Consider the following 22,012-nt stretch of genomic DNA (forward strand, 5'->3'; position numbering starts at 1 on the left):
CTCTATGAGCCAGACACACACCGTCGCCGAAGGCGACCGACTCAAGAAGGACACCTCGGCCGGTGTCACCACATGGCAGGGACAGGTGCTGTCGCTGGCCCGCGGCCTGCACGCCCGCCCCGAGCTCTCCTTCGAGGAGACCGAGTCCGCGGCGGCGATCACCGCGCTGCTCGCCGAGGGCGGGCTCGCGGTCGAACACGGCACCGGCGGCCTGCCCACCGCGTTCACGGCGACCGCGGGCAGCGGTGACCTGACCGTGGCGCTGTGTGTCGAGTACGACGCGCTGCCCGACGTCGGCCATGCCTGCGGGCACAACCTCATCGCCGGTGCGTCGGTGGCCGCGGCCCTGGCCCTGGCCCCGTACGCCGACGAGCTGGGCATCACGCTCAAGGCCATCGGCACCCCGGCCGAGGAGCACGGCGGCGGCAAGACGCTGATGCTGGAGGCGGGCGCGTTCGACGGGGTGGGCCTGGCCCTGATGGTGCACCCGGTGCAGGACGGTGTCTCGTACAACCCGGCGGGGACGACCGCGCAGGCGGTCGGCCGCTACCGTGCGGTGTTCTCCGGGCGTGCCGCGCACGCCGCGGCCGCGCCCCACCAGGGTGTGAACGCGGCCGACGGTGCCACCATCGCCCAGGTCGCCATCGGGCTGCTGCGTCAGCAGATCCCCGGTGACCATCGCGTGGCCCTGTTCGTGTCCGAGGCGGGCGTGGCCACCAACATCATCCCGGAGCGCGCGGTCGTCGACTTCGAGTGCCGGGCGTTCACCCTGCCCGAGTACGAGGCGCTCCTCGTCCGCGTACGGCGCTGCTTCGAAGGGGCCGCCCTGGCGAGCGGCACCGAGGTGGTGATCGAGGCGACCGAGCCGCTGTACGAACCGCTGGTGCAGGACGACGCGTTGGCCGGGTACTGGACGGCCGCGATGGAGTCGTTCGAGCGTGACACCACGTCCGGGGGGCGGCTCGGCGGCGGGTCCACCGACATGGGCAATGTCAGTCAGGTCATCCCGAGTCTGCACCCCTGGCTGAGCATCCCCGGGGCCGAAGTCCCCATCCACTCCCACGGGTTCGCCGCCGTCGCCGACACCGACGCGGCGTACGAGCTGATGCTCGAAGCGGGCCGCGCGCTCGCCTGGACCGTCGTCGACGCGGCGGGCGACCCCGAGCAGCGTGCCCGGTTCGCGAGCGCCGCCTACCACCGTGACATCAGAAGGGCCGGGTGACGACATGTCCACCCTCGTCAAGCCGAACGACCGCGGCACGCGGACACGTCAGACGCTGCCCATCGCCGGGCTCGCCCTGGTGATCGCGCTGGTCGTGCAGTTCATCGGTGAACTCGACATCGACCTGGGCATCGGCTCCATCATCATCTTCCCCATGGTGTGGGGTCTGTTGCTGGGCCTGCTGGTGTCGCTCCAGAAGTTCCGGCCGCTGGGCATCGATCTGCAGAAGGTGGCGGCGGCGCTCGTCGGTGTCGCCGTGATGATCCTGGTGGCCCGGCTGGCGTTCAACATCGGGCCCAGCCTGCCGACGCTCGCCGACGCCGGCCCCGCGCTGCTGCTCCAGGAGATCGGGCATCTGCTCGGCACGGTCGCCATCGCGCTGCCGCTCGCCGTGCTGCTGCGCATGGGCAAGGCCACGGTGGGCGCCACGTTCTCGCTGGACCGCGAGCCGTCGTTCGCGATGGTCTCGGAGAAGTACGGTCCCGACTCCGATCAGTACCGCGGCGTCCTCGCCATGTATGTGTTCGGCACGATGTTCGGAGCGGTCTTCATCACGCTCCTGACCTCGCTGGTGTCGAACTGGAAGATCTTCGACCCGCTGGCCCTGGCGATGGGCGCCGGTGTCGGGTCCGGGTCGATGATGGCCGCGTCCTCGGCCAGCATCGTGGCCGCCTATCCGGGCGACGAGCAGGCCATCCTGGGCATGGCCGCGGTCTCCAACCTGATCACGACGATCCTTGGTGTGTACGTCGGCATCTATCTCGCGCTGCCACTGGCCGACCGCTTCTACCGATTCCTGACGCGCAACGGGCGTGCGGAGGCGGCGGAGGCCGCGGTGACCGAACCTGGCGAGACGGAGCAGAGCGCGGCGGAGAACCGCGCCTTCCGCGAGCAGGTGGCGTCGTCCGCGGGCGAGATCAAGCTTCCGCTGTGGCTGTCGCTCGGTGTGCTGACGGTGCTCGGCCTCGGCACCGCGTCCGTCGCGGCGGGGCACATCAGCCTGGACATCATCGGCGGTTACGCCGTGCTGCTGGCCCTGGTGCTGGTCGGGCTCGTGCTGGCCAAGGTCAGCCGGAAGGTCTCGGCGATCGTGTGGATCACCACCGTCGGCGCGTATGTGTCCAGTCCGTGGTTCTTCGCCTCGGACACACTGAACCGCCTTGTGTCGTCGGTGGACTTCCTGTCCATCGCGACGATCATGCTGACGCTGGCGGGGCTCTCCCTCGGCAAGGATCTGCCGCTGCTGCGCCGCATCGGATGGAAGATCGTCCCGGTCGGGCTCGTGGCCATCACCGCGTCGTTCCTGCTCTCGGTCGTCATCGCCGAGTTCACGCTCGGGGCGTGGGGCTGAGAGCGCCCCTCACGACACCCCTGCGTGCTCCGCGCCGACTGCTCCGACAACTCCGACAGGCCGCTCGTGCTCGGCGCGGGCGGCCTCGAGCAGCCGCCGCCATGAGGTGACGGTCGGCCGCCGGCGCAGCAGCGCACGCCGCTCTCGCTCGGTCATCCCGCCCCAGACCCCGTGCTGGATCCGCTGATCCAGCGCGTGGGCCAGGCATTCGGTCTTGATCACGCAGCCGCCGCAGATGCGCTTGGCGCTGCTCTGCGCGGCTCCCTCGACGAACAACTCGTCGGGGTCCGCCATCCGGCATGCCGCCCGGTCCCACCTGGAAACCTGATCGTCGCGCACTGCACCCGCCCCCTGTTCCGTGTCGCCTCACTGCGTAGTCGAGTCGTCACTTTAGGCCATACGTGCAGCTGGCGCACCCCACCCCCTCTGAACACATGGTCAATTGCGGCTTCGAAATGGACAAATGGCGCGCAGTTACGGGCAGTTGCGCCCGTCAGATTTCCGTCGTCGCCCCCACTGCCTCGCGGCGCACGACGTCGACCAGGGACCGGTCGGTGATCTTGAGGGCGGGTGAGACGGCGAGGGTCAGGGTCGACACGCTCATGAACGGATTGAGGTGACGCCAGCCCCAGTTCTCCAGCGCCGCCCGCACCGCGGCGGCCTCGTCGGCGACGTCCCCTGCTGGGCGGGCGGACAGTACGCCGCCCACGGGCAGCGGCATGCGTGCCGCGATCGACTCGCCCTCGGGTCCGCCGACCACGGCGACGCCTCCCCCGTCCGCCACGACGGTCGCCGCGGCGGCCGCCATGGCGGCGCGCGAGGTGCCGATGGTCAGGAGGTTGTGGCTGTCGTGGGCGTACGTCGAGGCCACCGCGCCTGCGGTCAGTTCGCGGCCGAGGAGCGGCGCGAAGACCGTGCCCTCACGTCCGTAGCGATTGCGCACGCGGACGACGACGGCGCGGCCCTCCCACTGCACCTCACCGCCGTGGACCGGGAGTTCGACCTGAGCGGCCTCGGTGTAGGTGTCCCGCTCGTTGACCCGCATGGCGCGGAAGGTGTGCACGCCGTCGGGCAGGTCGACGGTCCAGCGGAAGGTGTCGGCGTCCTGCGGTTCGACGTCGACGCGACTGTCGAGCGGCGCGACGGCCGGTGCCCCGGCGCCCGCCGCCGAGCGCGCGGGCGCGCCGTCGCGGCCCACCGTCCGGCCGCCGGACAGCACCAACGCCGGGTCGAACGAGGCGAGTTCGCCGCGCAGCAGCACCAGGTCGGCGCGCTTGCCCGGCGAGACGACGCCTCGGTCGTGGAGGCGCAGGCGCTGGGCCGGCGTCCACGTCAGTGCCTTCAGGACGATGTGCGCGGGGAATCCGGCGGCCACGGCCACCCGCGCGATGTGGTCGAGGTGCCCCTTGTCGACGATGTGGTCGGCGGCGAGGTCGTCGGTCACCAGGCACAGCGGCGGGAGCTGCGGCAGGGCGAGGAGGGCCTGCGCCACCTCCTCGGTGAGGCACTTCTCCTGCAACATCATCGTCATGCCGAGGCGGGCCTTCTCCAGGACGACCTCGGTGCGGTTCTTGGTGTGGTCGGAGTCCACGCCGGTGGCCAGGTAGGCGCTGAGTTCGGCGCCGGTCAGGTTCGGGCAGTGGCCGTCGAGGATGACGTCCTGCGCGCGGGCGGCGGCGGTGATCTCGTGCATCCTGCGGTCGCCCGCGACGACGGCCCGGTAGTCCATGACCTCGCCGAGCGCGATCACGCCGGGCCAGCGCAGCATCTCCGCGATGTCGTCGGCGGACAGTGCGGCGCCGGCGTGCTCCAGGCCCTCCAGGGCGGGCACACACGAGGGAACGCCCCACAGTTGGGTCTGGGCGGTCTCCCGGCCGGCGTCGATCATCCAGCGCATGGCGTCGCGCCCGGCGACGTTGACGATCTCATGCGGGTCGGCGAGCACGGTCGTCGTGCCGCGAGCCAGCGTCACCGCGGCGAACTCCTGCGGCGTCAGGAACGCGCTCTCGATGTGCATGTGCGCGTCGACGAAGCCGGGGACGACGAGCATGCCGGCCGCGTCGATCTCCTCGCGGGCGTCGGCCGGAGTGCCCGGGGGCAGCACCGCGCTGATCGTCTCGCCTCGTACGAGGACGTCAGCGGCGAACTCCTCGCCGGTGAAGGTGGACACCACGCGCCCGCCACTGATCCGGAGGTCGTGCTGCTCACTCATGGGGTCGTGCTCCTTCAGAAGGGTGTCGTCACAGGGGCGGGGCCGCGGAGCCGTCACGGGACGAGTGTGTAGAAGTAGTAGCCCAGCGGGACCATGACGATCCACAGCGGCCAGGGCACCTCGCGGACCCGGCCGCTGACGGTCTTGACCAGGACGTGGGCCGCGAGTCCGACCGCGATGCCGGTGCCGAAGTTGCCGAAGAACAGCGTGGTCGCGACGGTGAGGGCCGCCGGGATCGCGTTGGTCGGGTCCTTGAAGTCGACGTTCTTGAGGGCGCCGAGCATGTTCAGGCCGATGTAGATCAGCACGGGCGCGGTGGCCGCCGAGGGGATCAGCGTCGCGAACGGTGTGACGAGCAGCAGCAGCCCGAAGCCGCAGGCCGCCCACACGGAGGCGAGGCCGGTCTTGCCACCCGCGTCGGCCGCGGCCGACGACTCCAGGTAGGCCGTCATCGACGGGGCGCCGACGGCCGAACCGCCCATCACGGACACCGAGTCGACGAGGAAGGGGCGGCGGGAGCCGGGGATGTTGCCGTCCTTGTCGAGCAGCCCGGCGCGCCCCGAGACGGCGAGGAGCGTACCCGTCATGGAGAAGAACTCGGACACGAAGAACGCGAAGATGTACGGGAAGTACTCCGGCTTGAGCGCCCCGAGGATGTCGATGTGGAAGAGCAGCGGCCCGGGCGAGTCGGGGGCAGCGAAGAGGCTGTCGGGGACGTCCGTGACCCCGAGGGGGATGCCGACGATCGTGACGGCCGCGATGGTGATGAGGAACGCGCCGGGCACCTTGCGCGCGGCGAGGGCGGTGAGCAGTAGCAGGCCGCCCAGGGCGAGCAGCCCGGCGGGCTTCGACAGGTCGCCGACGGCGAGGGCGGCCTTGTCGGCGTTGCCGACGACGAGGTCGGCGTCGCGGAAGCCGATGAGGGCGATGTAGAGGCCGAGGCCGCCGCTGATGGCGTACTTGAGGTTCATCGGCATCAGGCGCGTGACGAGGTCGCGGATGCCGAGCAGGGTCAGCACCAGGAAGGCGACGCCGGACCAGAACACCATGCCGAGCGCCGTGTCCCACGGGACGTGGTCCTGGCCGACGATGGTGAAGGCGATCAGGGCCACGCCGCCGAGGCCGGGGGCGACGACGAACGGGAGGTTGGCGATGAGGCCCATGGCCAAGGTCGCCAGCGCGATGGCGATGATGACGGCGGTGGTCGCGGCGCCGTGCGGCACGCCGGCGCTCGCCAGCTGGCCGGGGACCACGACGACGGCGTAGGCGGCGGCCATGAACATCGAGGCGCCGGCGACGAGTTCCGTGCGGGGGCTGCTGCCGCGGCCGCGGACGCGGAAGAGCCGCTCGACGAGCGAAGCGGGCTCGGGGGCGACGTCGGCCTGCTCGCCGGACGGCGGAGCGGTGGTGGACATGGGGACCTCGGCGGGATGAGGGGTGGGCAGGGCCCGGGAAGGTGCGGGGTGTGTGGGCACCCGACTGGGTACGGTCTCTGCAACCGGTCTCTGCAACCGGTTGCAGAGACCGGTTGCAGGTATCATGACACGGGATATAGGGAAAGTGAACACAGGGGGCAGCAGTGGCGACGCTCATGGACGTGGCGCACGCGGCGGGGGTGTCGAAGGCCACCGCCTCGCGGGCGTTGCACCGCCCCGACATGGTCGCGGAGGGCACCCGGCTGCGGGTCCGGGAGGCGGCGAACCGGCTCGGCTTCCAGCTCAACGCCGCGGCCCGCGCCCTGACCACCGGCCGCACGGGACTGGTCGGCCTGATCGTGCCGACGCTCTCGAACCCCTTCTTCGCTCCCCTGGTCATCGGTGCGCAGCAGGCGGCGGAGGACACCGAGAGCCATCTGCTCATCGCCGTGTCCGAGTACGACGCGGAGCGCGAGGCGGCGCTCGCCGACCGGCTGTCCGAGCAGGCCGACGGGCTGATCATGGTGACTCCGGTGGGCACGGACGCGGCGCTGCGCGAGCGCTTCCGCCGCCGGCCGCTGGTGCTCGTCGACCGCCAGGTGGGGCGGCTGCCCGCCGTCGTGGCCGACACCGCGGCGGGCCTGGCCGAACTCCTCGGCCATCTGCTGGAGCTGGGCCATCGCGAGATCGCCTACGTGTCCGGGCCGGCGGGCTCCTGGGCGGACGAGCAGCGGCGTTCGGCGCTCACCGCGCAGGCCTCGGAGGCGGGCGCCCGCCTCCATGTGCTGGGCCCGCTGCCGCCCACGTTCGACGCGGGCATCGAGGCCTCGCGCGCCCTGCCCGGCTCCGCCACGGCCGTGCTCGCGTACAACAGTTATCTCGCGCTGGGGCTGCTGCACGGGCTCGGTGCGGCCGGGCGGCGTGTTCCCGAGGACATCAGCCTGGCGGCGGCCGACGACCTGAGCACGCTCGGTGCGACGACTCCGCCGGTGACCGCGCTGGACGTGCCGTTGCGGGAGGTCGGCACGCTCGCCGTCACCCGGCTCCACGAACTGATCGGCGGGCATCGGCGCACGGTGACGTCCCGGGTGCCCGCGGCGCCGGTGCTTCGCGCGTCGACCGCGCCGCCTCGGGTGTCCTGAGGGGTGGTGCCCGCTCTCAGTGGCTCAGCGCCGTCGGCACCGCGTCCAGCTCCAGTGTGTCGCCGACCCTGATCCGGCCCGGTGTCAGCACGTCCGCGTACACACCGAACAGGACGCCGCGCCCCAAGGTGCTCTGCCCCAGGCCCCGGTAGCCCTTGATCAAGGACAGTGCCCGCACTCCCCCGGAGCCGTCGACCGGGTCGCGGTTCACCGCGCCGCACCGCTTCACCGGGCCTTCGACGCGCAGCACCGCCCCGCCGACGCGCACCGTCCGACCGTCCCAGGTGTCCTCGGCGTGGGGTGCGCCGCCGCAGAAGCCGAGCGTCATGCGGAAGCGCCGCGCGTCGACCGTGTCGAGGCCGGACCTGCTGGCCAGTTCGGTGACGGAGGCGTCGCCGAGGAGGGTGACGGGCCGCAGGTCGACGCCGCCGTTGTCGGCGTCGGGGCGCACCAGCCGCACCGGCTGTCCCACGCGGTCCGAGAAGAGTTCGGCCCACGGCCCCTCGACCACGCGTCCGGGCACGGTGTGGTGCCGGAAGAAGTCGACTTCCAGCGCGTCACCGAGGCGCACCTGGCCGGTGACCGCGGCGCCGTCGGGGCAGGTCACGGTCAGGGTCCCGGACTCCGCGGCGTAGTGGGCGGTGTATCCGGCCCAGGCTCCGGTGCGGGTCATGGACAGCAGGTTGCCCTCCGCGTCCACCATGAGAAAGGCCCGGTCGCCCGCGACCCCCGTTCTCGTCAGTTCGACCTCGTCGCGCGGCACGACACCAAGTCCCTTGATGGCGGTGGTCGTGAGCGAGGTGACCTGGAGTGCTGGAACGGGTGTCATGCGTCGGTGCTCCCCTACTTGGCGTACGCCTGCGAGTACAGATCGGCCACGTAATACTTCCCCGGGTCGGTGTTGTCGTCCAGTTGCTTGTTGCGGACGAAGAAGTCGCCGAGCTCCTTCAGCCATGTGTCCACCTCACCGCTCTTGGTCTTGGCGACGAGGTCCTTGGTGGAGAGGGTCTCGACGTGGGAGGCGTCGGCCTTGGCCTGCGCCTCGGTGACCTGGAGCATCTTGGCGGTGAGGGCGATGGTCTCGTCGGGGTGTTCCTGGCGCCAGTCGTTGGCCTGCTGGAGCACCTTGATGACCTTCTTGTTCTTGGCCTCGGGCACCTTGTTGCCGGCGACGAACGCGGTGGGGAAGGAGTCCTTGGTGTCCTTGGTGCTCGCTATCTCGTGCAGGCCCGGGACCTTCTTCCTGATGGTGTCGATGGCGGGGTAGAAGAAGCCGGCGCCGTCGATCTTTCCGGAGGAGAAGGCGGAGACGATGGTGGACGGGTCCATGTTGACCTTGGTGATGTCCTTGGTCGTCATCCCGGCCTTCGCCAGGGCGATGTTGAGGATCATGTCCCCTGAGGTGCCCTCGGGCACACCGACCCGCTTGCCCTTGAGGTCCTTCATGGACTTCATGCCGGGCTGCCCGATGACACGGTCGGCGTACGTGAGGGTGTCGACGGCGATGACCTTGGCCTTGCCGGAGGCGGGCAGCCACATGGCGCCGGGGCCGATGTAGCCGTAGTCGAGGCTGTCGGCGCTGAGCGCCTGGATCTGTACGGGTCCGTTGTTGAACGGCTTCACCTTCGCGGTGAGGTCCGCCTTCTTCCACAGGCCCTGCTTCTCGGCGATCGCCAGCAGGCTGGCGCCGTTGTAGTCGGCGATGTAGCCGAAGCGGACCGTGTTGTCGTCGCCCGAGCCGCTGCCGGAGCAGGCGGTGACGGAGAGCGAGAGCATCAGGGCGGCGGGCAATGCCATGACAGTGGTGCGCCTGATCCTGCTTCTGGGCATGCTGGATGTCCTCTCGGGGTGGAGCGCGGGGTGATGGGGGGCGAGGCGGGTGATGGTGTGTCAGGCGGCGTTGGGCGGTGCGTCCTGGTGGTAGACCGAGGTCCACACCTCGTTGCGGATGCGCCGGAACTCGGGTGAGAACCGGATCTGTTCGGTGCGCGGGTAGGGCAGGTCGACCTCGACGACGCGGTGGACGCGGCCGGGCCTCGCGGCCATCACGACGACGCGGCTGGCGAGATAGACCGCCTCGTCCACGTCGTGGGTGATGAACAGGACCGTGCGCTTCTCCTGGCTCCAGGTCGCGAGGAGCTGGTCCTGCAACTGCACCCGGGTCAGGGCGTCGAGCGCGCCGAACGGCTCGTCCATCAGCAGGACTTGCGGGTCGACCGCGTAGGCGCGGGCGATGGCGCAGCGCTGCTTCATGCCGCCGGACAGTGTCTTGGGCAGGGCGTCGGCGAACTCGTCGAGGCCCACGAGCGCGATGGCGGCGGCCGCGCGGCGGCGGCGCTCCGCGGTGGGTACGGAGGCCAACTTGAGGCCGAACTCCACGTTCTGGAGGACCGTCAGCCACGGGAACAGCGCGTACTGCTGGAAGATCACGCCCCGGTCGGGTCCCGGTCCGCAGACGGGTGTGCCGTCGACCAGGACGGCACCCGAGTCCGGTTCCTGGAGTCCGGCGGCCATGCTCATCAGGGTGGACTTGCCGCAGCCCGAGGGGCCGACGACCGTGACGAACTCCTGGTCGGCGATGTCCAGACTGATCCCGTCCAGTGCGGTGAAGGTGGCTCCCTTGAGCGGGAAGGTCTTCACCACATCCCGAAAACTGATCTTGCTGTCGGTCATCGTCCCGCCGTCGTGCGCTGTCTTGTCGTTCATCGACGCTCCTGCCAGCCGGTGAGCCGCCGTTCGGCCAGCAGCAGGAGCCGGTCCATGACGAGTCCGAGCACACCGATGGAGATCAGGGACACGAAGATCGTGTCCATTTCGAACCACGTGGACGCCTTCTGCATCCGGTAGCCCAACCCCTCCTGCGCTCCGATGAGTTCGGCGGCGACCACGGTCGCCCAGGACGCGCCGAGACCGATGCGCATGCCGACGAGGATGAACGGGGTGGAGGCGGGGACGACCACCTTGGCGAAGATGGTGCGGTCCGATGCGCCGAGCACCCGGGCCGCGTTGATCAGTGTCTTGTCGACGTCGACGACCCCCTGGAAGGAGGAGACGACGCAGGCCATGAACGACGCGAGGAAGATCACGGCGATCTTCGGCACCTCGCCGATGCCGAGGAGCACCACGGCCAGCGGAATCAGCGCGAGCGGTGGGATGGTGCGGAAGAACTGGATGTACGGCTCGACCAGGGCGCGCACCGTGGGGTACCAGCCCATGAGGAAGCCGACGGGCACCGCCGCGAGCACGCCGAGGGCGTAGCCGAACAGGACCCGGCGCAGGCTGGCGAGGATGTCGTCGGCCAGGGTGCCGTCGGAGATCATCGTGCCGGCCTTCTCGGCCACGGCCGCCGGTGTGGGCAGGCTCTCGACCCAGCCCAGGGCGGCGACGGCGGCCCATATGGCCATTCCGGCCGCCACGGCCACAACGTTGAGGATCAGGGGCCGACCGCGGCCGCGACGCGGTGGCTGCCGCGGGGTGTCCGTGGTGGTCTTCTGAGCGGGGGTGATCACAGCCATGGATTCCTCGCTGATGGCTTCACGCGTGCTCCTCGGAGACGGGCTGCGGGTACTGGGTGAGCAGGGGGGATTCGTGGAGGACGAGGGCGATGCCGCCGAGCGCGCTGCCGGCCTCGCCGAGCGTGGCGCGGCGCAGGTCCACGTGGTGGTGGGCCATCGGCATCAAGTGCCTGCGCAGGGCGCGTTCGACGGGGTCGAGGAGGGCGGGTCCCGCTTCGGCGAGTTCGCCGCCGACGACGATGACGCCCGCGCCGACGACATGACAGACCGCGGCGAGTACACCGCCGACGTCGCTGCCGACGCGTTCGAGCACCTGAAGCGCGGTCGGTTCGGCGGCGGTGACGGCTTCGAGGAAGGCGGCGAGGTCCTGGGCCCGGCCGCCGGATTCGCGGTAGCGGGACAGCACGGCGTCGAGCGAGGCGCGGGTCTCCAGGCAGCCGGTGCCGCCGCACTCGCAGGTGCGGCCCACCGGGTCCACGGTGATGTGTCCGAACTCGCCGGACAGCCCGTACCGGCCGCGGTGCAGCGCCCCGCCCGCGACGAGGCCGCCGCCGACGCCGTGCGACAGGCGCAGGTAGAGCACGTCGCTGCTGTCGGCCGCCGCGCCCCAGACCGCTTCGGCGAGGGCGGCGAGCCGGGTGTTGTTGTCCAGCAGCACGGGCACACCGAACCGTTTGCGCAGCAGGTCGGGCAGGCCGTCGATGCCCTGGGCGTGGGCGTGTTCGCTGCCGGGGTCGGCGATCGGTCCGACGACGCCGACCCCGATGGCGGTGAGCGCGTCGAGGTGCACGCCGTAGGGCCGGCCCTGACCACCGTCCGCGCCCGCATCGGCAACGGGCGGGCCGATGGCCAGGGCGTCGAGGAGCCGTTCCGCGAGTGCGACGCGGTCGGGCCAGGAGAGGTCCGGGGCGTGGGGCTCGCTCGCCGAACCCACCACTTCGTGGGCGAAGTTGACGGCCGCGACGTGCACGGCGCGGCGTGCGAAGTCGATGCCGACCGCTTCGCCCGCGGCCGGGTTGAGGCTGAGTTTCTCCACCGGGCGGCCGCGCTTGCGCGTCTCGACCTGCGGAGTGCTCGCGACGACGGCGCCACTGCCCAGCAGGCCGGCGACGATGTCGTGGAGCGTGGTGCGGGAGAGTCCGCTGCGGATACCCAACTCCGCGCGGCTCAGGGGGCCTTGTTTGCGCAGCAGTTCGAGGACGGACTGCTCGTGGCCGCGCCGGAGCCGCGTCAGCGGGCCGTCGTGTTCGTGCATGCCGCACAGCATGTGAGGGCCGACGATTTTCGTCAATGAGTCGGACCGAAATACTCGCGACGCCCTCTTTCGCAACACCACTCCCCCGCACCGGACTTGACCTGCGATGACGTGGGAGCTCGCCGCGGGCGACCGGGCCGCATCACGTTCGGGGTACGCCACACGACTGCAACATTCGCCGCTGACCAGCACCCTCGTCGCCGTCTGGCCGCACCTCTCGCGCTCATTTATGTAGGCGCTCTTGACTTAAATCGTGGCCACGCTGAAGCATGCTGCGCACACCCCTGACCGACCAGCCGAGGAGCCACGCCTGATGACCCGGGAAGAGACCAACGCAGCGCACATCGGCCGCCGCGGAGTGCTGGCCGGCATCGCCGGAACCATGGGGGCGGTGGCACTCCCCGCGGGCTCCGCGCTCGCGCGGCCCGCCGGGCCCGCGGCGGGACGGCCGTATCCGCCCAACTGGCCCGCTCTCGAACCGTACGGGCTCGCGGACACCCGCGAGGATCTGTGGCCGCGCGAGGACAACTCCTTCATCCTGCCGCTCGAACTGCGGCCGCGTGACGAGGAGTTGGGGCGCGTCTGGATGCGCGACACGTACGTCAACTGCTTCGTCGTCGACGGCCGTCCCCTCTACGTGGCCACCGGCACCACCCGGGTGCCGGGGCTCTCGGCGGCCGGGCCGTGGAACGACGGCATCTTCGTGTGGACCGCTCCGTCGCTGCACGGCCCGTGGCGCCTCGCCGACACCACCGGCATCCGCCCCGGCGCCGAGCGCGGCAAGGTGTGGTCGCCGGAGTTCGTGGACGAGAACCGGCCGGGGCGCACGGTGGTCGCGCCGTGGCAGGAGTACTGGCACGACGAGCGGTTCGGGAAGCGGGCCAACGCGTGGGCGCCCGAGCTGCACCGCTTCCGCGGCAAGTGGTACCTCGTCGCGTGCATGGGCGACCACTCCAAGAAGGTCGGCTCCTTCATGCTCGTCAGCGAGGGCGGGGTCGCGGGTCCGTACCGGCTCGTGGACGGCAATCTCGACAAGCCGTTCGGCGACCCGGTGCCCGGCGGGCCCGCCTTCATCGAGCCCGGCGCGTACCACCACATCGACGGCGGGTTCTACAGCGAGGGCCCGGACGCCTGGCTGGTGCTGCACAACCACGTCTACGCGAAGTTCCGCGACGACATGGAGGACATCGTCCCGACGACGAACCTCCCGGCGTTCCGACAGACCCCGTATGCGCCGGAGCCGTACCTGGAGGGCGCGTACGTCTTCAAGTACGGCGGCAAGTATTTCCTGGTGCACGCGGCGTGGGACCGCGCCTCCACGGGCGCCGACGGCAGCACGCGCCACGCCTACGATCCGCCGGGTGCCGGCCGCACGCAGTACCAGTACGACGCGGTGGTCGCCGTCGCCGACCGCCTGGAAGGCCCGTACTCCAAGCGCTGGACCGCGGGCGTCGGCGCCGGGCACAACAACTTCTTCGAGGATCACCGCGGCGGTCTGTGGGCGACGTTCTTCCGCAATCCCGCCTTCGGCTACTGGGCCGACCCGTCCCGTTCCGGGGACGCCGCGGTGGCCGGGGTCGTACGCCTGGAGTGGACCGGGCCGCGGGGCAACCGTCTGTACGTGAAGCGGACCTAGATTGGACTCGATCCAAACTGGGACGTACCATAAAAGAAACCGAGGTACATATCAGCGCAGCCAGTGACGCCTGCCGCCTGCGGTAACAAATCCTCACGGAGGCCCCACATGGCTTGCTACGACTGCATCCAGGAAAACCGTCCCGACTCGACCGGCATCGGCATCTGCACCCGCTGCGGCCTGGCCACCTGCCACGACCACGCGCGCGTGCTCGCCACACACGTACAGCGGGCCAACGGCATGAGCCGCTCGACGAGCCGCCTCGCCGGGCGGCGCGTCGTCTGCCGCACCTGCCTGGCCGCCGAGGCCGCGTAATGACCGGCCAGGACGCGGGCGAGCTCCTCAGGGGCAGGGGCCTGCGCAGCACGGCGCAGCGGCGCGCCGTGCTGGCCGCGCTCCGGGTCCTGCCGCACGCGTCCGCCGCCGACCTGGAGGAGCGCATCGGACTGTCCGGGCCCGGGGGATCATCCTCCGCGGGCCTGTCGCACCAGGGGCTCTACAACGTCCTGGAGGACCTCACCCGGGTCCACCTCGTGCGCCGCATCGAGCCTGCGGGCTCCCCCACCCGGTTCGAACTGCGCGTGGGAGACAACCACCATCATCTGGTCTGCCGCTCCTGCGGCCGGATCGAGGACGTGGACTGCGCCGTCGGCGCGGCCCCCTGCCTCGACCCGGTCGAGGACAGCGGCTTCACCGTGGACGAGGCCGAAGTGACCTGGTGGGGTCGGTGCGCGGACTGCCGCCGGGCGTCGGAGCGGCCCGCCTGACTCCCGGGATCCGGCGCGCGGGCCTTGTGCGCGCGCCCGAGCGTGCACCGCGATTTTTGTGGCTCCTGCCAGTCGGTCCCGGTGGTGTGCCGCGAGAAGACTGCTCGCAGACATCACCGAGCCCGTACGGGGAGGCAGCGTGAGCACGAGCGCGGAGCAGCAGTACGACCGGATCGGCGAGGCGTTCGAGGGCTTCAAGGCCCTCCATCTGGCCCGCTATGTGGAGGTGCCCAGCTTTCTGGGGCTGGTCGGCGAGGTGACCGGCCGGTCCGTCGTCGACCTCGCGTGCGGCACCGGCTTCTACAGCCGCCTGTTCAAGCGGCGAGGCGCCACGGATGTGTGCGGCGTCGACGTCTCCGGCGAGATGGTCGACGTCGCCCGCCGCATCGAGAGCAGCGACCCGCTCGGCGTGCGGTACGCCGTCGGTGACATCGCCACCACTGACGCGCTCGGTGGGCGCCGCTATGACATCGCCACCGCGGTCAACCTGATCAATTACTCCGAGACGGTCGAGGCGATGACGGCCATGTGCCGCACCATCCACGCCGCCGTCCGCCCCGGCGGCACCTTCTACGCCCTCAACCAGAGCCCCGACTACGACTTCGACGGCCCGAGCCCGCGCCCGTACGGCTTCCACTGTGAGCTTGAGGGCAGCCGGGTCGAGGTGGGTCCGCGGGTGCGCGTCACCGCGTTCCTGGATCCCGAGCCCGTCTCCTTCGTCGCCAGTCTCCCGCGCCGCGAGGTCTACGCCGAGGCCCTGACCCGGGCCGGTTTCACCGACGTCGCCTGGTCCCCGCTGGCCGTCTCGGCCGAGGGCCGCGCGGCGTTCCCCGCCGGGTTCTGGGACGACCACGAGGCCAATCCGCCCTTCGAGCTGCTCACCGCCCGGCGCCCCTGACCCGGCTCATCCGTCGGGGGCCTCTGGCGGGCGTCGGCCGGAGGACTCCGTCGGGTCCTCGCCCGCGGCGAGGTGTTCCAGCAGTTCGGCGAGTTCGTTGCAGGCGTGCTGTACCGAGTGCCGGGTGGCGCGTTGTTCCGTGACGAGCGCGGACAGCAGGAGCGCCGTCAGCGCGGCGGCTCCGTTGAAGGCCTGGAGCTTGGTCATGACCTCGATGTTGGACAGACCGATGAACGAGCCCCGGTCCTGGTGGGCCGCGAACGTGGTGAGCGCGGACGCGAACAGCGCACAGAGCATGCTTCCGGCCAGCTCGAAGCGCAGGGCAGCCCAGATCAGCAGCGGAAAGATCAGGAAGAGCATGCTCGGCGAGCTGAACACGGCGAACGGTACGAGCAGCAGGGTCGCGATCCCCAGGCACACCGCCTCCACCCAGCGCCGCACGGGTATGCGCCCCACGGTGGGTCGACGGGGCAGGAGTGTGCCCCGGGCCATGACGAGCAGCATCGGGGTCACGAGCAGCACACCCATGGCGTCGCCCACCCACCAGGCCAGCCACACGGGCAGGAAGTCCCCGGGGGCCAGCGATCCCGTCCACACCTGTGGCGCGACGCCGGCCGTCGCGCTGATCAGCATGGCGCCGAGCCCGCCGAGGAAGACCAGGCTGGTCCCGTCGCGCAGCCGTGACACATCGGGTCGGAATCCAACGCCTCGAAGCAGCAGAAGGGCGCAGAGCGGTCCCGCGGTGTTGCCCGCCACGGTGACGATCGTGATGAGGTCGGGGGTGGTGAGGGAGGTGATCACGAGGAAGGAGCCGAGGGCGATGCCGGGCCAGACCCCCACACCGAACACCAGCAGGGAGGCGACGGCGACGCCGGTCGGCGGCCAGATGGGGGTGACCACCACGCCCTCGACGCCGACCCGGCCCTGCAGGCCGAGGCGCCCTGCCGCGTAATAGCAGGCAGCCACGGCAAGTGCCTTCAGGGCCATTTCCATGGCCGGCCGGAACCGCCGAGAAATCACCACAGCAGCCATCAGACACCGGCCGGGCCTCCTCGGCCACGCGAAACCGCCCGCTCGTGTACGTGCGCGCACCTCTCAGGCGGTCGGCGGGCGCCGCCCCGCGGTGCCGACGTCGTGGCCGACGACGAGGACGGCGGCGTCGTCCTCGTGGCCCACCGAATCGGCCAGCTTCATCACGCCCCCGGCGAGTGCGTCGACGCCGAGACCTGCGGCGGCGGTGATCTCGGCGAGCCTGCGCACCTTGCCGAGTCCGGCGTCGAGGTCGAGGGAAGGGCCCTCGACCACGCCGTCGGTGGGCAGGACGAAGACGCCCCCCGTGGTCAGCTGGTGGCAGGCGACGGGGAAGGTGGCACCCTCCAGGACGCCGAGCGGGGGCCCGCCCTCCTCTTCGTCGATGCCGGACCGGCCGTCGGCGGTGGCCCAGATGTGCGGGATGTGACCGGCCCGCGCGCACTCCAGGGTGCCGCTGGCCGGGTCGAGCCGCAGGAAGGTGCACGTGGCGAAGAGGTCCGTGTCCAGGGAGACCAGGAGGTCGTTGGTGCGGCCGAGCAACTCCCCCGGGTCGCCGGTGACGGAGGCCAGCGCGCGCAGCACGACACGGACCTGCCCCATGTACGCGGCCGCCTGGATGTTGTGCCCCTGGACGTCGCCGATGGACAGGCCGATGCGGCCGTCGGCCATGGTGAAGGCGTCGTACCAGTCGCCGCCGACGTTGAGCCCGTGGTTGGCGGGCATGTAGCCCACGGCGAGGCGGACGCCTTCGGGGTGGGGCAGGTCGCGGGGCAGCATGCCGCGCTGCAGCGCCACCGCCAGTTCGACCCGTGAGCGCTGCAGCTGCGCGAGCTCCCGCGCGCGGGCGGTGAGGGCACCGAGCTTGGTCAGCAGTTCCTGACCGTCCTCGAGGGACTCGCTGCGGAACATCGTTCGCCCCGTTCCAGGAGACTTTCCCCCACTGTGCCCGTGGACCGACCCGGTCGCATGTCAACGGCCACGCCACCGAAATCCATGTGATCCAGAACACACATTACGCACGCATGATCACGGGTATGAGCACGCACGTTGCCTGGACAGATCCAGGGCGAACGACAAGAAACACCACACCCTGGGAGGTATCGATGTCCTCGAAGCGACGCCGTAAGAAGAAGGCCCGCCGCAAGAACGGCGCCAACCACGGCAGCCGTCCGCAGTCCTGAGGACTGACGGCAGCGAGAGAGCGGGGCGGCAGAGCGATCTGCCGCCCCGCTTTCGTGTCTAGGGCGGGATGTCCGCCTGCGTGGCGCTGAACGGGCCCGCTGGGGCGCGCGTATCTCTGTGTGACGCACCGCTCGCTACGCGCTGTGAGGCGTGGAGGAGGAACGTAGAGATGTCGGAATCGGGCCAACGGCCGTTGCACGCGCTGCCGGACGGTGAGGCGGAGGTCGCCGTGGTGTTGCGGTTGACGTGGGAGGACGTCGCCGCGATCGGACAGGAGGCGAGCAGGCTCGCCGCGCGGGCGCAGCGGGCCGTGACGCTGGACGAGGCGGTGAGCCACCGGCTGCGCTCCCGTCCGCCCGCCTCCCACGCGAAGCCGCCCCAGACCGGCGCCGCGGCGCTTGCGGTGTCGGCCCCGAACGGGCACGCCCCGGGCGAGCAGGCCCGCCAGGCCATCGACAAGATCAACGGAAGGCCGGGGCCCGAGACGGTGTGAGGGCGTCAGTGCGGGGCCGGGGCGAACTCCGTTCCGCACGGGCCGCCGCCGATGCTCTCCTGCGCCTCCACCTCCTGCCCGTCCATCGTCCGCAGGCCGTAGTAGCCGGCGATGCGCTCGGTGGACCGGCCGACGTAGTGGCAGATGAACGAGCGTCGGAAGCGGTCCGCCGTGCGGTTGGGTCCTGAGCCGTGGACCAGGGTGCCGTTGAAGAAGAGGACGTCGCCGGGTTCCATGTCGACGGGCTCGGGGACGAGGCCCGGGGGCGGCGGCACGTACTCGCGCGCGAAGGAGACACTCGCGTCCGCCTCCTCCGGGCAGAACAGGTCCATCAGGTGGGTGCCGGGGACCACTTCGAGGCCGCCGTTGTCGCGGTCGATGTGGTCGAGGGCGACCCAGGCGGCGATGCAGGTCCCGGGTTCGACCCGTAGGTAGAAGTTGTCCTGGTGCAGGGCCTGGCCGCGGGCGCCGGGCGGCTTGAAGTAGAACATGCTCTGCGCGGCCAGCGGTTCCTCGCCGAAGAGGCCCGTCAGGATGCCCGCGAGGCGCGGGTCGAGGAGTCGGCGGCGCGCCAGGTCGTTGAAGCGGTGCGGCTGCATCACGCGCGGGTGGGCCAGGAGGGGGTCGAAAGCACCGTCCGTCGGCTGCGGCTTGGGCTCGAAGTGGCCGGGCACGGGGCCGGTGGCCTGTATGCGCGTGAACTCGTCGGTGAGTTCGCGTGTTTCGGCGGCGTCGAAGAGCGCGGGGGCGATCGCGTAGCCACGGGTGCGGAACTGTTCCTGGAAGGCGACGGAGTCGGGGGCGTCGAACTCGCGTGTCTGCACGGGGTGTTCCTCTCGTCCTTCGGGCATCTCTTGAGCGCGCGCGGACCGTGTGCTGGACTGCTGCGCACTCGTGGTCCGCGCGGAAGCGGACTGATCCGAAACTACGGCCGGGGACGGTGGACACCGAATGACGGGCACCGGCACGCACATGTCTGAAACTGCTGCGGACACACCTTCCCCGCCGGCGCGGCTGCTCGTCGCCTCGCGGTTCTCGCAGCCCGCCGACTACCGGGTCACCCGCGCCGCGGGCGCCGCCAACTGGCTGCTCATGTGGACGGCCGAGGGGCGTGGCCAGGTACGGGGAAGCGGTCCCTGGATCACCCAGCGGCCCGGTGACCTCGCCGTGCTCCCCGCGCACCGCCGGCATGCCTACCGCACCGACCCTTCCGTACGTTCCTGGGGCGGCTGGTGGGTGCACTTCCAGCCGCGGGCCGCCTGGCCGGCCTGGCTGCGCGAACACGGCAGGGACGGTGGGGTGTACTGCGTCGCGGGCGTGCCGGGAGCCGCGCGCGGCCGGGTCGACGCGGCCTTCCGGCGGCTGCACGCCGACGCGCGCTGGGCCGGCGGCCAGGCGCCGCCCGCACAGGATCCGGTGGGCATCGCGATCGCCTCCGCCGGGCCCGGCCGTGAGCTGGCGCTGGGCGCGATCGAGGAGGTGCTGCTCCTGGCCACGGGGTCCACCGCCGCCGCGGGCCGGGCCGCCGCGGCGCCGCGCGATCCGCGCATGGGGCAGGCCGACGCGATCATCGCCGCGGACCCCGGCGGACCGCACACCGTCCGCTCCCTCGCGCGCCACGTCGCCCTGTCCCCGTCACGGTTCGCGCACCTGTACGCCGAGCAGACCGGCCGTACGCCGATGCAGGCCGTGCGCGCCGCGCGCCTCGGCCACGCCCAGCGGCTCCTGGACGCCACCGGCCTGGACATCGGCCAGGTGGCACGGGCGTCGGGTTTCGCGAGCCCCTTCCACTTCAGCCGCGCCTTCCGGGAACGTTTCGGGGTGCCGCCGAGCGTGTACCGGGCGGGTGCTTCGGGGGCGCTGGAGGAGTGAACCGACGTGCGGCGCTCACACCGAGGCCCCCGCCCACAGCCCCTCCAGGACCGCTTCCTCCACCGACCGAGGGCTCACGCAGTCACCGATCGGCACGGCTCCCGGGTGGTCCGCGAGATCCGTGACGGGTGTGTGGCCCTGGGCCAGGACGACCGCCGCGACGCCGTCGAGGATCACGGGCTCCTCCGTGAGGGTGTGCTGGAGGTAGGCGGTGTCGTTGTCGGCGCCGTAGAGGCGGACGTTGGCGAGCACCTCGACCTTCGCGCGCACCGCCGCCGTGAGCATGGCCGCGCGCACGTACTGCTGAAGGTGCTCGCCCGCGGCGAAGCCGGTGACGCCCAGGGTCACGCGGCGGCCCTGCTGGGCCAGGAGGAGTGCGACGCCCAGGCCGACCCAGTCGCCGCGCCAGTCCGCGACGAGGACGCGGCCGCGTGGTGTGCGGGCGCCCTGGATGACTTGCCAGGCGTCGAGGACGACCGGGTCGTCCAGGCGCTCCAGTTCGGGGTGCAGTGGTGTCGCGCCGGTCGCCAGGATCACGGCGTCGGGGGCGGCGTCGGCCAGGAGGGCGTGGTCGACGCGGGTGTCGGTGACGATGCGGGCTCCGGCGCGCCGCGCCTCGCCCTCCAGGTTGGTGGCCGCTCCCCCGAACTCCGCCCGGCCGGGCAGTTCCTGGGCGAGCAGGACCTGGCCGCCGGGGCGTCGGCCGGCCTCGTACAGGGTCACGTCGTGTCCGCGTCCCGCCGCGACCGCCGCCGCCTTCAGGCCCGCGGGGCCGCCGCCGACGACCACGACGCGCTTGCGCCGCGTGATCAGCGGAAGGGTACCGAAGCTCAACTCGCGGCCGGTTTCCGGGTGTTGGATGCAGGAAATGGGGTGGCCCGACTGGAAGTGGCCGATGCAGGCCTGGTTGCAGCCGATGCAGGCGCGGATCGTTTCGGCGTCGCCGCGTTCGGCCTTGCCCGGCATGCGGGGGTCGCAGATCAGGGCGCGGGTCATGGCGCAGGCGTCGGCCTGGCCCTTCGCGATGATGGTGTCCGCTTCCTGGGGCTGGTTGATGCGGCCCGCGACCATGACGGGGACGTCCACCACCTCCCGTACGCGGGCGGCCATCGGTGCGGTGTATCCGGCCGGGTGGGCCATGGGCGGCGCGATGTGCTGGGCCGCCGAGAGTGTGGCCGAACTCCCGGCGCACACCGACACGTAGTCGACGAGGCCTTCCGCGTCGAGCCGCCGCGCGATGTCGCACACCAGCTCCGGGGTGAGCCCGTCGTGGGCGAGTTCGTCGCCGGATATGCGCAGGCCGATGACGAAGTCGTCGGCGGCGTGCCTGCGTGCGGCGGCGAGGGATTCGCGCAGGAAGCGAAGCCGGGCGTCCGCGCTGCCGCCGTAGCCGTCGGTGCGCCGGTTGACCCGCGGGTTGAGGAACTGGGCGGGCAAGTAGCCGTGGCTCGCGACGACTTCGACGCCGTCGAGGCCCGCGGCACGCAGCCGCCGTGCCGCCTCCCCGTAGCCCTCGATCACCTCGGTGATCTCTTCGCCGGTCATCGCGCGTGGCATCACGTGGAAACGCTCGCTGGGTACGGCCGAGGGCGCCCAGGCGACGGGCGCGCTGCCGTCGGGGGACTCCAGGATCTCGCGGCCCGGGTGGAAGATCTGGCCGAAGACGGCGGCGCCGTGCCGGTGCGCGGCGTCGGCGAGGCGGGCGTAGCCCTCGACGCACGCGTCGTCGTCGGCCATGAGGACGTGCGAGGTGTAGTGGGCGCTCGCGTGCACACCTCCGACCTGTACGACGATCAGGCCGACGCCGCCCTCGGCGCGCGCCGCGTGGTAGGCGACGAGCTCGTCGGTGACCTTGCCGTCGCGGACCAGGACGGTGTCGTGCCCGGATGACACGACGCGGTTCTTCACCTGTACGCCCCCGATCCGCAGCGGGCTGAACAGATGCGGGAACTGTGACTGTGACTGCGACTGCGAATCCATGCGGCTCCTCCGCCCCTGCGCCGCGCATCGCGGCGCGTGT

At 71.4% G+C, this 22,012-nt stretch carries 22 protein-coding genes; 10 read left to right on the forward strand and 12 right to left on the reverse strand.

Annotated features, from left to right (window positions below):
• Positions 1–4 precede the first annotated feature (4 nt).
• Positions 5–1,222: a M20 family metallopeptidase gene (locus tag ACFYWS_RS16145; RefSeq protein ID WP_389275849.1), complete on the forward strand. Its 1,218-nt coding sequence runs from the start codon at positions 5–7 to the stop codon at positions 1,220–1,222.
• Between the two features lie 4 nt (positions 1,223–1,226).
• On the forward strand, positions 1,227–2,573 hold the full coding sequence (locus tag ACFYWS_RS16150) for a DUF3100 domain-containing protein (RefSeq protein WP_389275852.1): 1,347 nt from the start codon (positions 1,227–1,229) through the stop codon (positions 2,571–2,573).
• Between the two features lie 9 nt (positions 2,574–2,582).
• On the opposite strand, the gene ACFYWS_RS16155 is transcribed toward ACFYWS_RS16150, so the two are convergent.
• From ACFYWS_RS16155 to ACFYWS_RS16165, 3 genes are all read right to left on the reverse strand, one after another.
• Entirely contained in the window at positions 2,583–2,912 is a 330-nt protein-coding gene (locus ACFYWS_RS16155; protein ID WP_389275855.1) for a WhiB family transcriptional regulator, read from the reverse strand.
• 154 nt (positions 2,913–3,066) lie between these two features.
• Positions 3,067–4,785, reverse strand: a complete 1,719-nt coding sequence (locus tag ACFYWS_RS16160; protein WP_389275858.1) for an adenine deaminase C-terminal domain-containing protein — start codon at positions 4,783–4,785, stop codon at positions 3,067–3,069.
• Between the two features lie 53 nt (positions 4,786–4,838).
• Positions 4,839–6,200, reverse strand: a complete 1,362-nt coding sequence (locus ACFYWS_RS16165; protein WP_389275861.1) for an NCS2 family permease — start codon at positions 6,198–6,200, stop codon at positions 4,839–4,841.
• A gap of 164 nt (positions 6,201–6,364) precedes the next feature.
• On the opposite strand from ACFYWS_RS16165, the gene ACFYWS_RS16170 reads away from it, so the two are divergent.
• The gene (locus ACFYWS_RS16170) at positions 6,365–7,342 is read left to right on the forward strand and encodes a LacI family DNA-binding transcriptional regulator (protein ID WP_389275864.1); all 978 of its coding nucleotides are present in this window, start codon (positions 6,365–6,367) and stop codon (positions 7,340–7,342) included.
• A 16-nt stretch (positions 7,343–7,358) separates the two neighbouring features.
• On the opposite strand, the gene ACFYWS_RS16175 is transcribed toward ACFYWS_RS16170, so the two are convergent.
• The 5 genes from ACFYWS_RS16175 to ACFYWS_RS16195 are packed head-to-tail and all read right to left on the reverse strand — an operon-like array spanning position 7,359 to position 12,124.
• Positions 7,359–8,171: an MOSC domain-containing protein gene (locus ACFYWS_RS16175; protein WP_389275866.1), complete on the reverse strand. Its 813-nt coding sequence runs from the start codon at positions 8,169–8,171 to the stop codon at positions 7,359–7,361.
• A 14-nt stretch (positions 8,172–8,185) separates the two neighbouring features.
• A complete protein-coding gene (locus ACFYWS_RS16180; protein WP_389275869.1) occupies positions 8,186–9,172 on the reverse strand; it encodes an aliphatic sulfonate ABC transporter substrate-binding protein in 987 nt (328 codons plus the stop codon).
• 60 nt (positions 9,173–9,232) lie between these two features.
• Positions 9,233–10,015, reverse strand: a complete 783-nt coding sequence (locus ACFYWS_RS16185) for an ABC transporter ATP-binding protein (protein ID WP_389277337.1) — start codon at positions 10,013–10,015, stop codon at positions 9,233–9,235.
• Positions 10,016–10,044: 29 nt separating this feature from the next.
• Positions 10,045–10,857: an ABC transporter permease gene (locus tag ACFYWS_RS16190; protein ID WP_389275872.1), complete on the reverse strand. Its 813-nt coding sequence runs from the start codon at positions 10,855–10,857 to the stop codon at positions 10,045–10,047.
• 19 nt (positions 10,858–10,876) lie between these two features.
• Positions 10,877–12,124 (reverse strand): ROK family protein, encoded by a 1,248-nt coding sequence (locus ACFYWS_RS16195; RefSeq protein WP_389277340.1) that lies wholly within the window; start codon positions 12,122–12,124, stop codon positions 10,877–10,879.
• A gap of 301 nt (positions 12,125–12,425) precedes the next feature.
• Here ACFYWS_RS16195 and ACFYWS_RS16200 point away from each other — a divergent pair, with 301 nt between their 5' ends.
• The 4 genes from ACFYWS_RS16200 to ACFYWS_RS16215 all read left to right on the forward strand — a co-directional run bounded on the left by ACFYWS_RS16200 (position 12,426) and on the right by ACFYWS_RS16215 (position 15,413).
• A complete protein-coding gene (locus tag ACFYWS_RS16200) occupies positions 12,426–13,748 on the forward strand; it encodes a family 43 glycosylhydrolase (protein WP_389275875.1) in 1,323 nt (440 codons plus the stop codon).
• A 108-nt stretch (positions 13,749–13,856) separates the two neighbouring features.
• On the forward strand, positions 13,857–14,063 hold the full coding sequence (locus ACFYWS_RS16205) for a DUF2180 family protein (RefSeq protein ID WP_326021401.1): 207 nt from the start codon (positions 13,857–13,859) through the stop codon (positions 14,061–14,063).
• A complete protein-coding gene (locus ACFYWS_RS16210; protein WP_389275879.1) occupies positions 14,063–14,515 on the forward strand; it encodes a Fur family transcriptional regulator in 453 nt (150 codons plus the stop codon). Before ACFYWS_RS16205 ends, ACFYWS_RS16210 begins: the two co-directional genes overlap by 1 nt.
• 139 nt (positions 14,516–14,654) lie before the next feature.
• Positions 14,655–15,413, forward strand: a complete 759-nt coding sequence (locus tag ACFYWS_RS16215; RefSeq protein ID WP_389275882.1) for a class I SAM-dependent methyltransferase — start codon at positions 14,655–14,657, stop codon at positions 15,411–15,413.
• Between the two features lie 6 nt (positions 15,414–15,419).
• Here the strand turns inward: ACFYWS_RS16215 and ACFYWS_RS16220 are convergent, their stop codons facing one another.
• Together ACFYWS_RS16220 and ACFYWS_RS16225 are read right to left on the reverse strand one after the other, a co-directional pair.
• Complete coding sequence (locus tag ACFYWS_RS16220) at positions 15,420–16,406, reverse strand: MASE1 domain-containing protein (protein WP_389275885.1); 987 nt, start codon at positions 16,404–16,406, stop codon at positions 15,420–15,422.
• Between the two features lie 102 nt (positions 16,407–16,508).
• Positions 16,509–17,354, reverse strand: coding sequence for a PP2C family protein-serine/threonine phosphatase (locus ACFYWS_RS16225; protein ID WP_389275888.1), 846 nt, complete (start codon positions 17,352–17,354; stop codon positions 16,509–16,511).
• Positions 17,355–17,548: 194 nt separating this feature from the next.
• Here ACFYWS_RS16225 and ACFYWS_RS16230 point away from each other — a divergent pair, with 194 nt between their 5' ends.
• Together ACFYWS_RS16230 and ACFYWS_RS16235 are read left to right on the forward strand one after the other, a co-directional pair.
• Positions 17,549–17,626 (forward strand): 50S ribosomal protein bL37, encoded by a 78-nt coding sequence (locus ACFYWS_RS16230; RefSeq protein ID WP_370443954.1) that lies wholly within the window; start codon positions 17,549–17,551, stop codon positions 17,624–17,626.
• A gap of 170 nt (positions 17,627–17,796) precedes the next feature.
• Positions 17,797–18,120, forward strand: a complete 324-nt coding sequence (locus tag ACFYWS_RS16235) for a hypothetical protein (protein WP_389275891.1) — start codon at positions 17,797–17,799, stop codon at positions 18,118–18,120.
• 5 nt (positions 18,121–18,125) lie between these two features.
• Here the strand turns inward: ACFYWS_RS16235 and ACFYWS_RS16240 are convergent, their stop codons facing one another.
• Positions 18,126–18,944, reverse strand: a complete 819-nt coding sequence (locus ACFYWS_RS16240; RefSeq protein ID WP_389275894.1) for a phytanoyl-CoA dioxygenase family protein — start codon at positions 18,942–18,944, stop codon at positions 18,126–18,128.
• 148 nt (positions 18,945–19,092) lie between these two features.
• On the opposite strand from ACFYWS_RS16240, the gene ACFYWS_RS16245 reads away from it, so the two are divergent.
• The gene (locus ACFYWS_RS16245) at positions 19,093–19,992 is read left to right on the forward strand and encodes a helix-turn-helix domain-containing protein (protein ID WP_389275897.1); all 900 of its coding nucleotides are present in this window, start codon (positions 19,093–19,095) and stop codon (positions 19,990–19,992) included.
• A 15-nt stretch (positions 19,993–20,007) separates the two neighbouring features.
• Here ACFYWS_RS16245 and ACFYWS_RS16250 read toward each other — a convergent pair whose 3' ends face one another.
• The gene (locus ACFYWS_RS16250) at positions 20,008–21,972 is read right to left on the reverse strand and encodes an FAD-dependent oxidoreductase (RefSeq protein ID WP_389275900.1); all 1,965 of its coding nucleotides are present in this window, start codon (positions 21,970–21,972) and stop codon (positions 20,008–20,010) included.
• Between the last annotated feature and the right edge of the window lie 40 nt (positions 21,973–22,012).

This window comes from Streptomyces sp. NPDC002795 (assembly GCF_042888725.1).
In the GTDB taxonomy this organism is placed as follows: domain Bacteria; phylum Actinomycetota; class Actinomycetes; order Streptomycetales; family Streptomycetaceae; genus Streptomyces.

Excerpts from the sequence above, each read along its gene's own strand:
- ACFYWS_RS16145 (WP_389275849.1), top strand. The coding sequence starts at position 5 with ATGAGCCAGACACACACCGTCGCCGAAGGCGACCGACTCAAGAAGGAC.
- ACFYWS_RS16150 (WP_389275852.1), top strand. The coding sequence starts at position 1,227 with ATGTCCACCCTCGTCAAGCCGAACGACCGCGGCACGCGGACACGTCAG.
- ACFYWS_RS16160 (WP_389275858.1), bottom strand. The coding sequence starts at position 4,785 with ATGAGTGAGCAGCACGACCTCCGGATCAGTGGCGGGCGCGTGGTGTCC.
- ACFYWS_RS16165 (WP_389275861.1), bottom strand. The coding sequence starts at position 6,200 with ATGTCCACCACCGCTCCGCCGTCCGGCGAGCAGGCCGACGTCGCCCCC.
- ACFYWS_RS16175 (WP_389275866.1), bottom strand. The coding sequence starts at position 8,171 with ATGACACCCGTTCCAGCACTCCAGGTCACCTCGCTCACGACCACCGCC.
- ACFYWS_RS16180 (WP_389275869.1), bottom strand. The coding sequence starts at position 9,172 with ATGCCCAGAAGCAGGATCAGGCGCACCACTGTCATGGCATTGCCCGCC.
- ACFYWS_RS16185 (WP_389277337.1), bottom strand. The coding sequence starts at position 10,015 with ATGACCGACAGCAAGATCAGTTTTCGGGATGTGGTGAAGACCTTCCCG.
- ACFYWS_RS16190 (WP_389275872.1), bottom strand. The coding sequence starts at position 10,857 with ATGGCTGTGATCACCCCCGCTCAGAAGACCACCACGGACACCCCGCGG.
- ACFYWS_RS16195 (WP_389277340.1), bottom strand. The coding sequence starts at position 12,124 with ATGCTGTGCGGCATGCACGAACACGACGGCCCGCTGACGCGGCTCCGG.
- ACFYWS_RS16200 (WP_389275875.1), top strand. The coding sequence starts at position 12,426 with ATGACCCGGGAAGAGACCAACGCAGCGCACATCGGCCGCCGCGGAGTG.
- ACFYWS_RS16205 (WP_326021401.1), top strand. The coding sequence starts at position 13,857 with ATGGCTTGCTACGACTGCATCCAGGAAAACCGTCCCGACTCGACCGGC.
- ACFYWS_RS16210 (WP_389275879.1), top strand. The coding sequence starts at position 14,063 with ATGACCGGCCAGGACGCGGGCGAGCTCCTCAGGGGCAGGGGCCTGCGC.
- ACFYWS_RS16220 (WP_389275885.1), bottom strand. The coding sequence starts at position 16,406 with ATGGAAATGGCCCTGAAGGCACTTGCCGTGGCTGCCTGCTATTACGCG.
- ACFYWS_RS16225 (WP_389275888.1), bottom strand. The coding sequence starts at position 17,354 with ATGTTCCGCAGCGAGTCCCTCGAGGACGGTCAGGAACTGCTGACCAAG.
- ACFYWS_RS16230 (WP_370443954.1), top strand. The coding sequence starts at position 17,549 with ATGTCCTCGAAGCGACGCCGTAAGAAGAAGGCCCGCCGCAAGAACGGC.
- ACFYWS_RS16235 (WP_389275891.1), top strand. The coding sequence starts at position 17,797 with ATGTCGGAATCGGGCCAACGGCCGTTGCACGCGCTGCCGGACGGTGAG.
- ACFYWS_RS16245 (WP_389275897.1), top strand. The coding sequence starts at position 19,093 with ATGTCTGAAACTGCTGCGGACACACCTTCCCCGCCGGCGCGGCTGCTC.
- ACFYWS_RS16250 (WP_389275900.1), bottom strand. The coding sequence starts at position 21,972 with ATGGATTCGCAGTCGCAGTCACAGTCACAGTTCCCGCATCTGTTCAGC.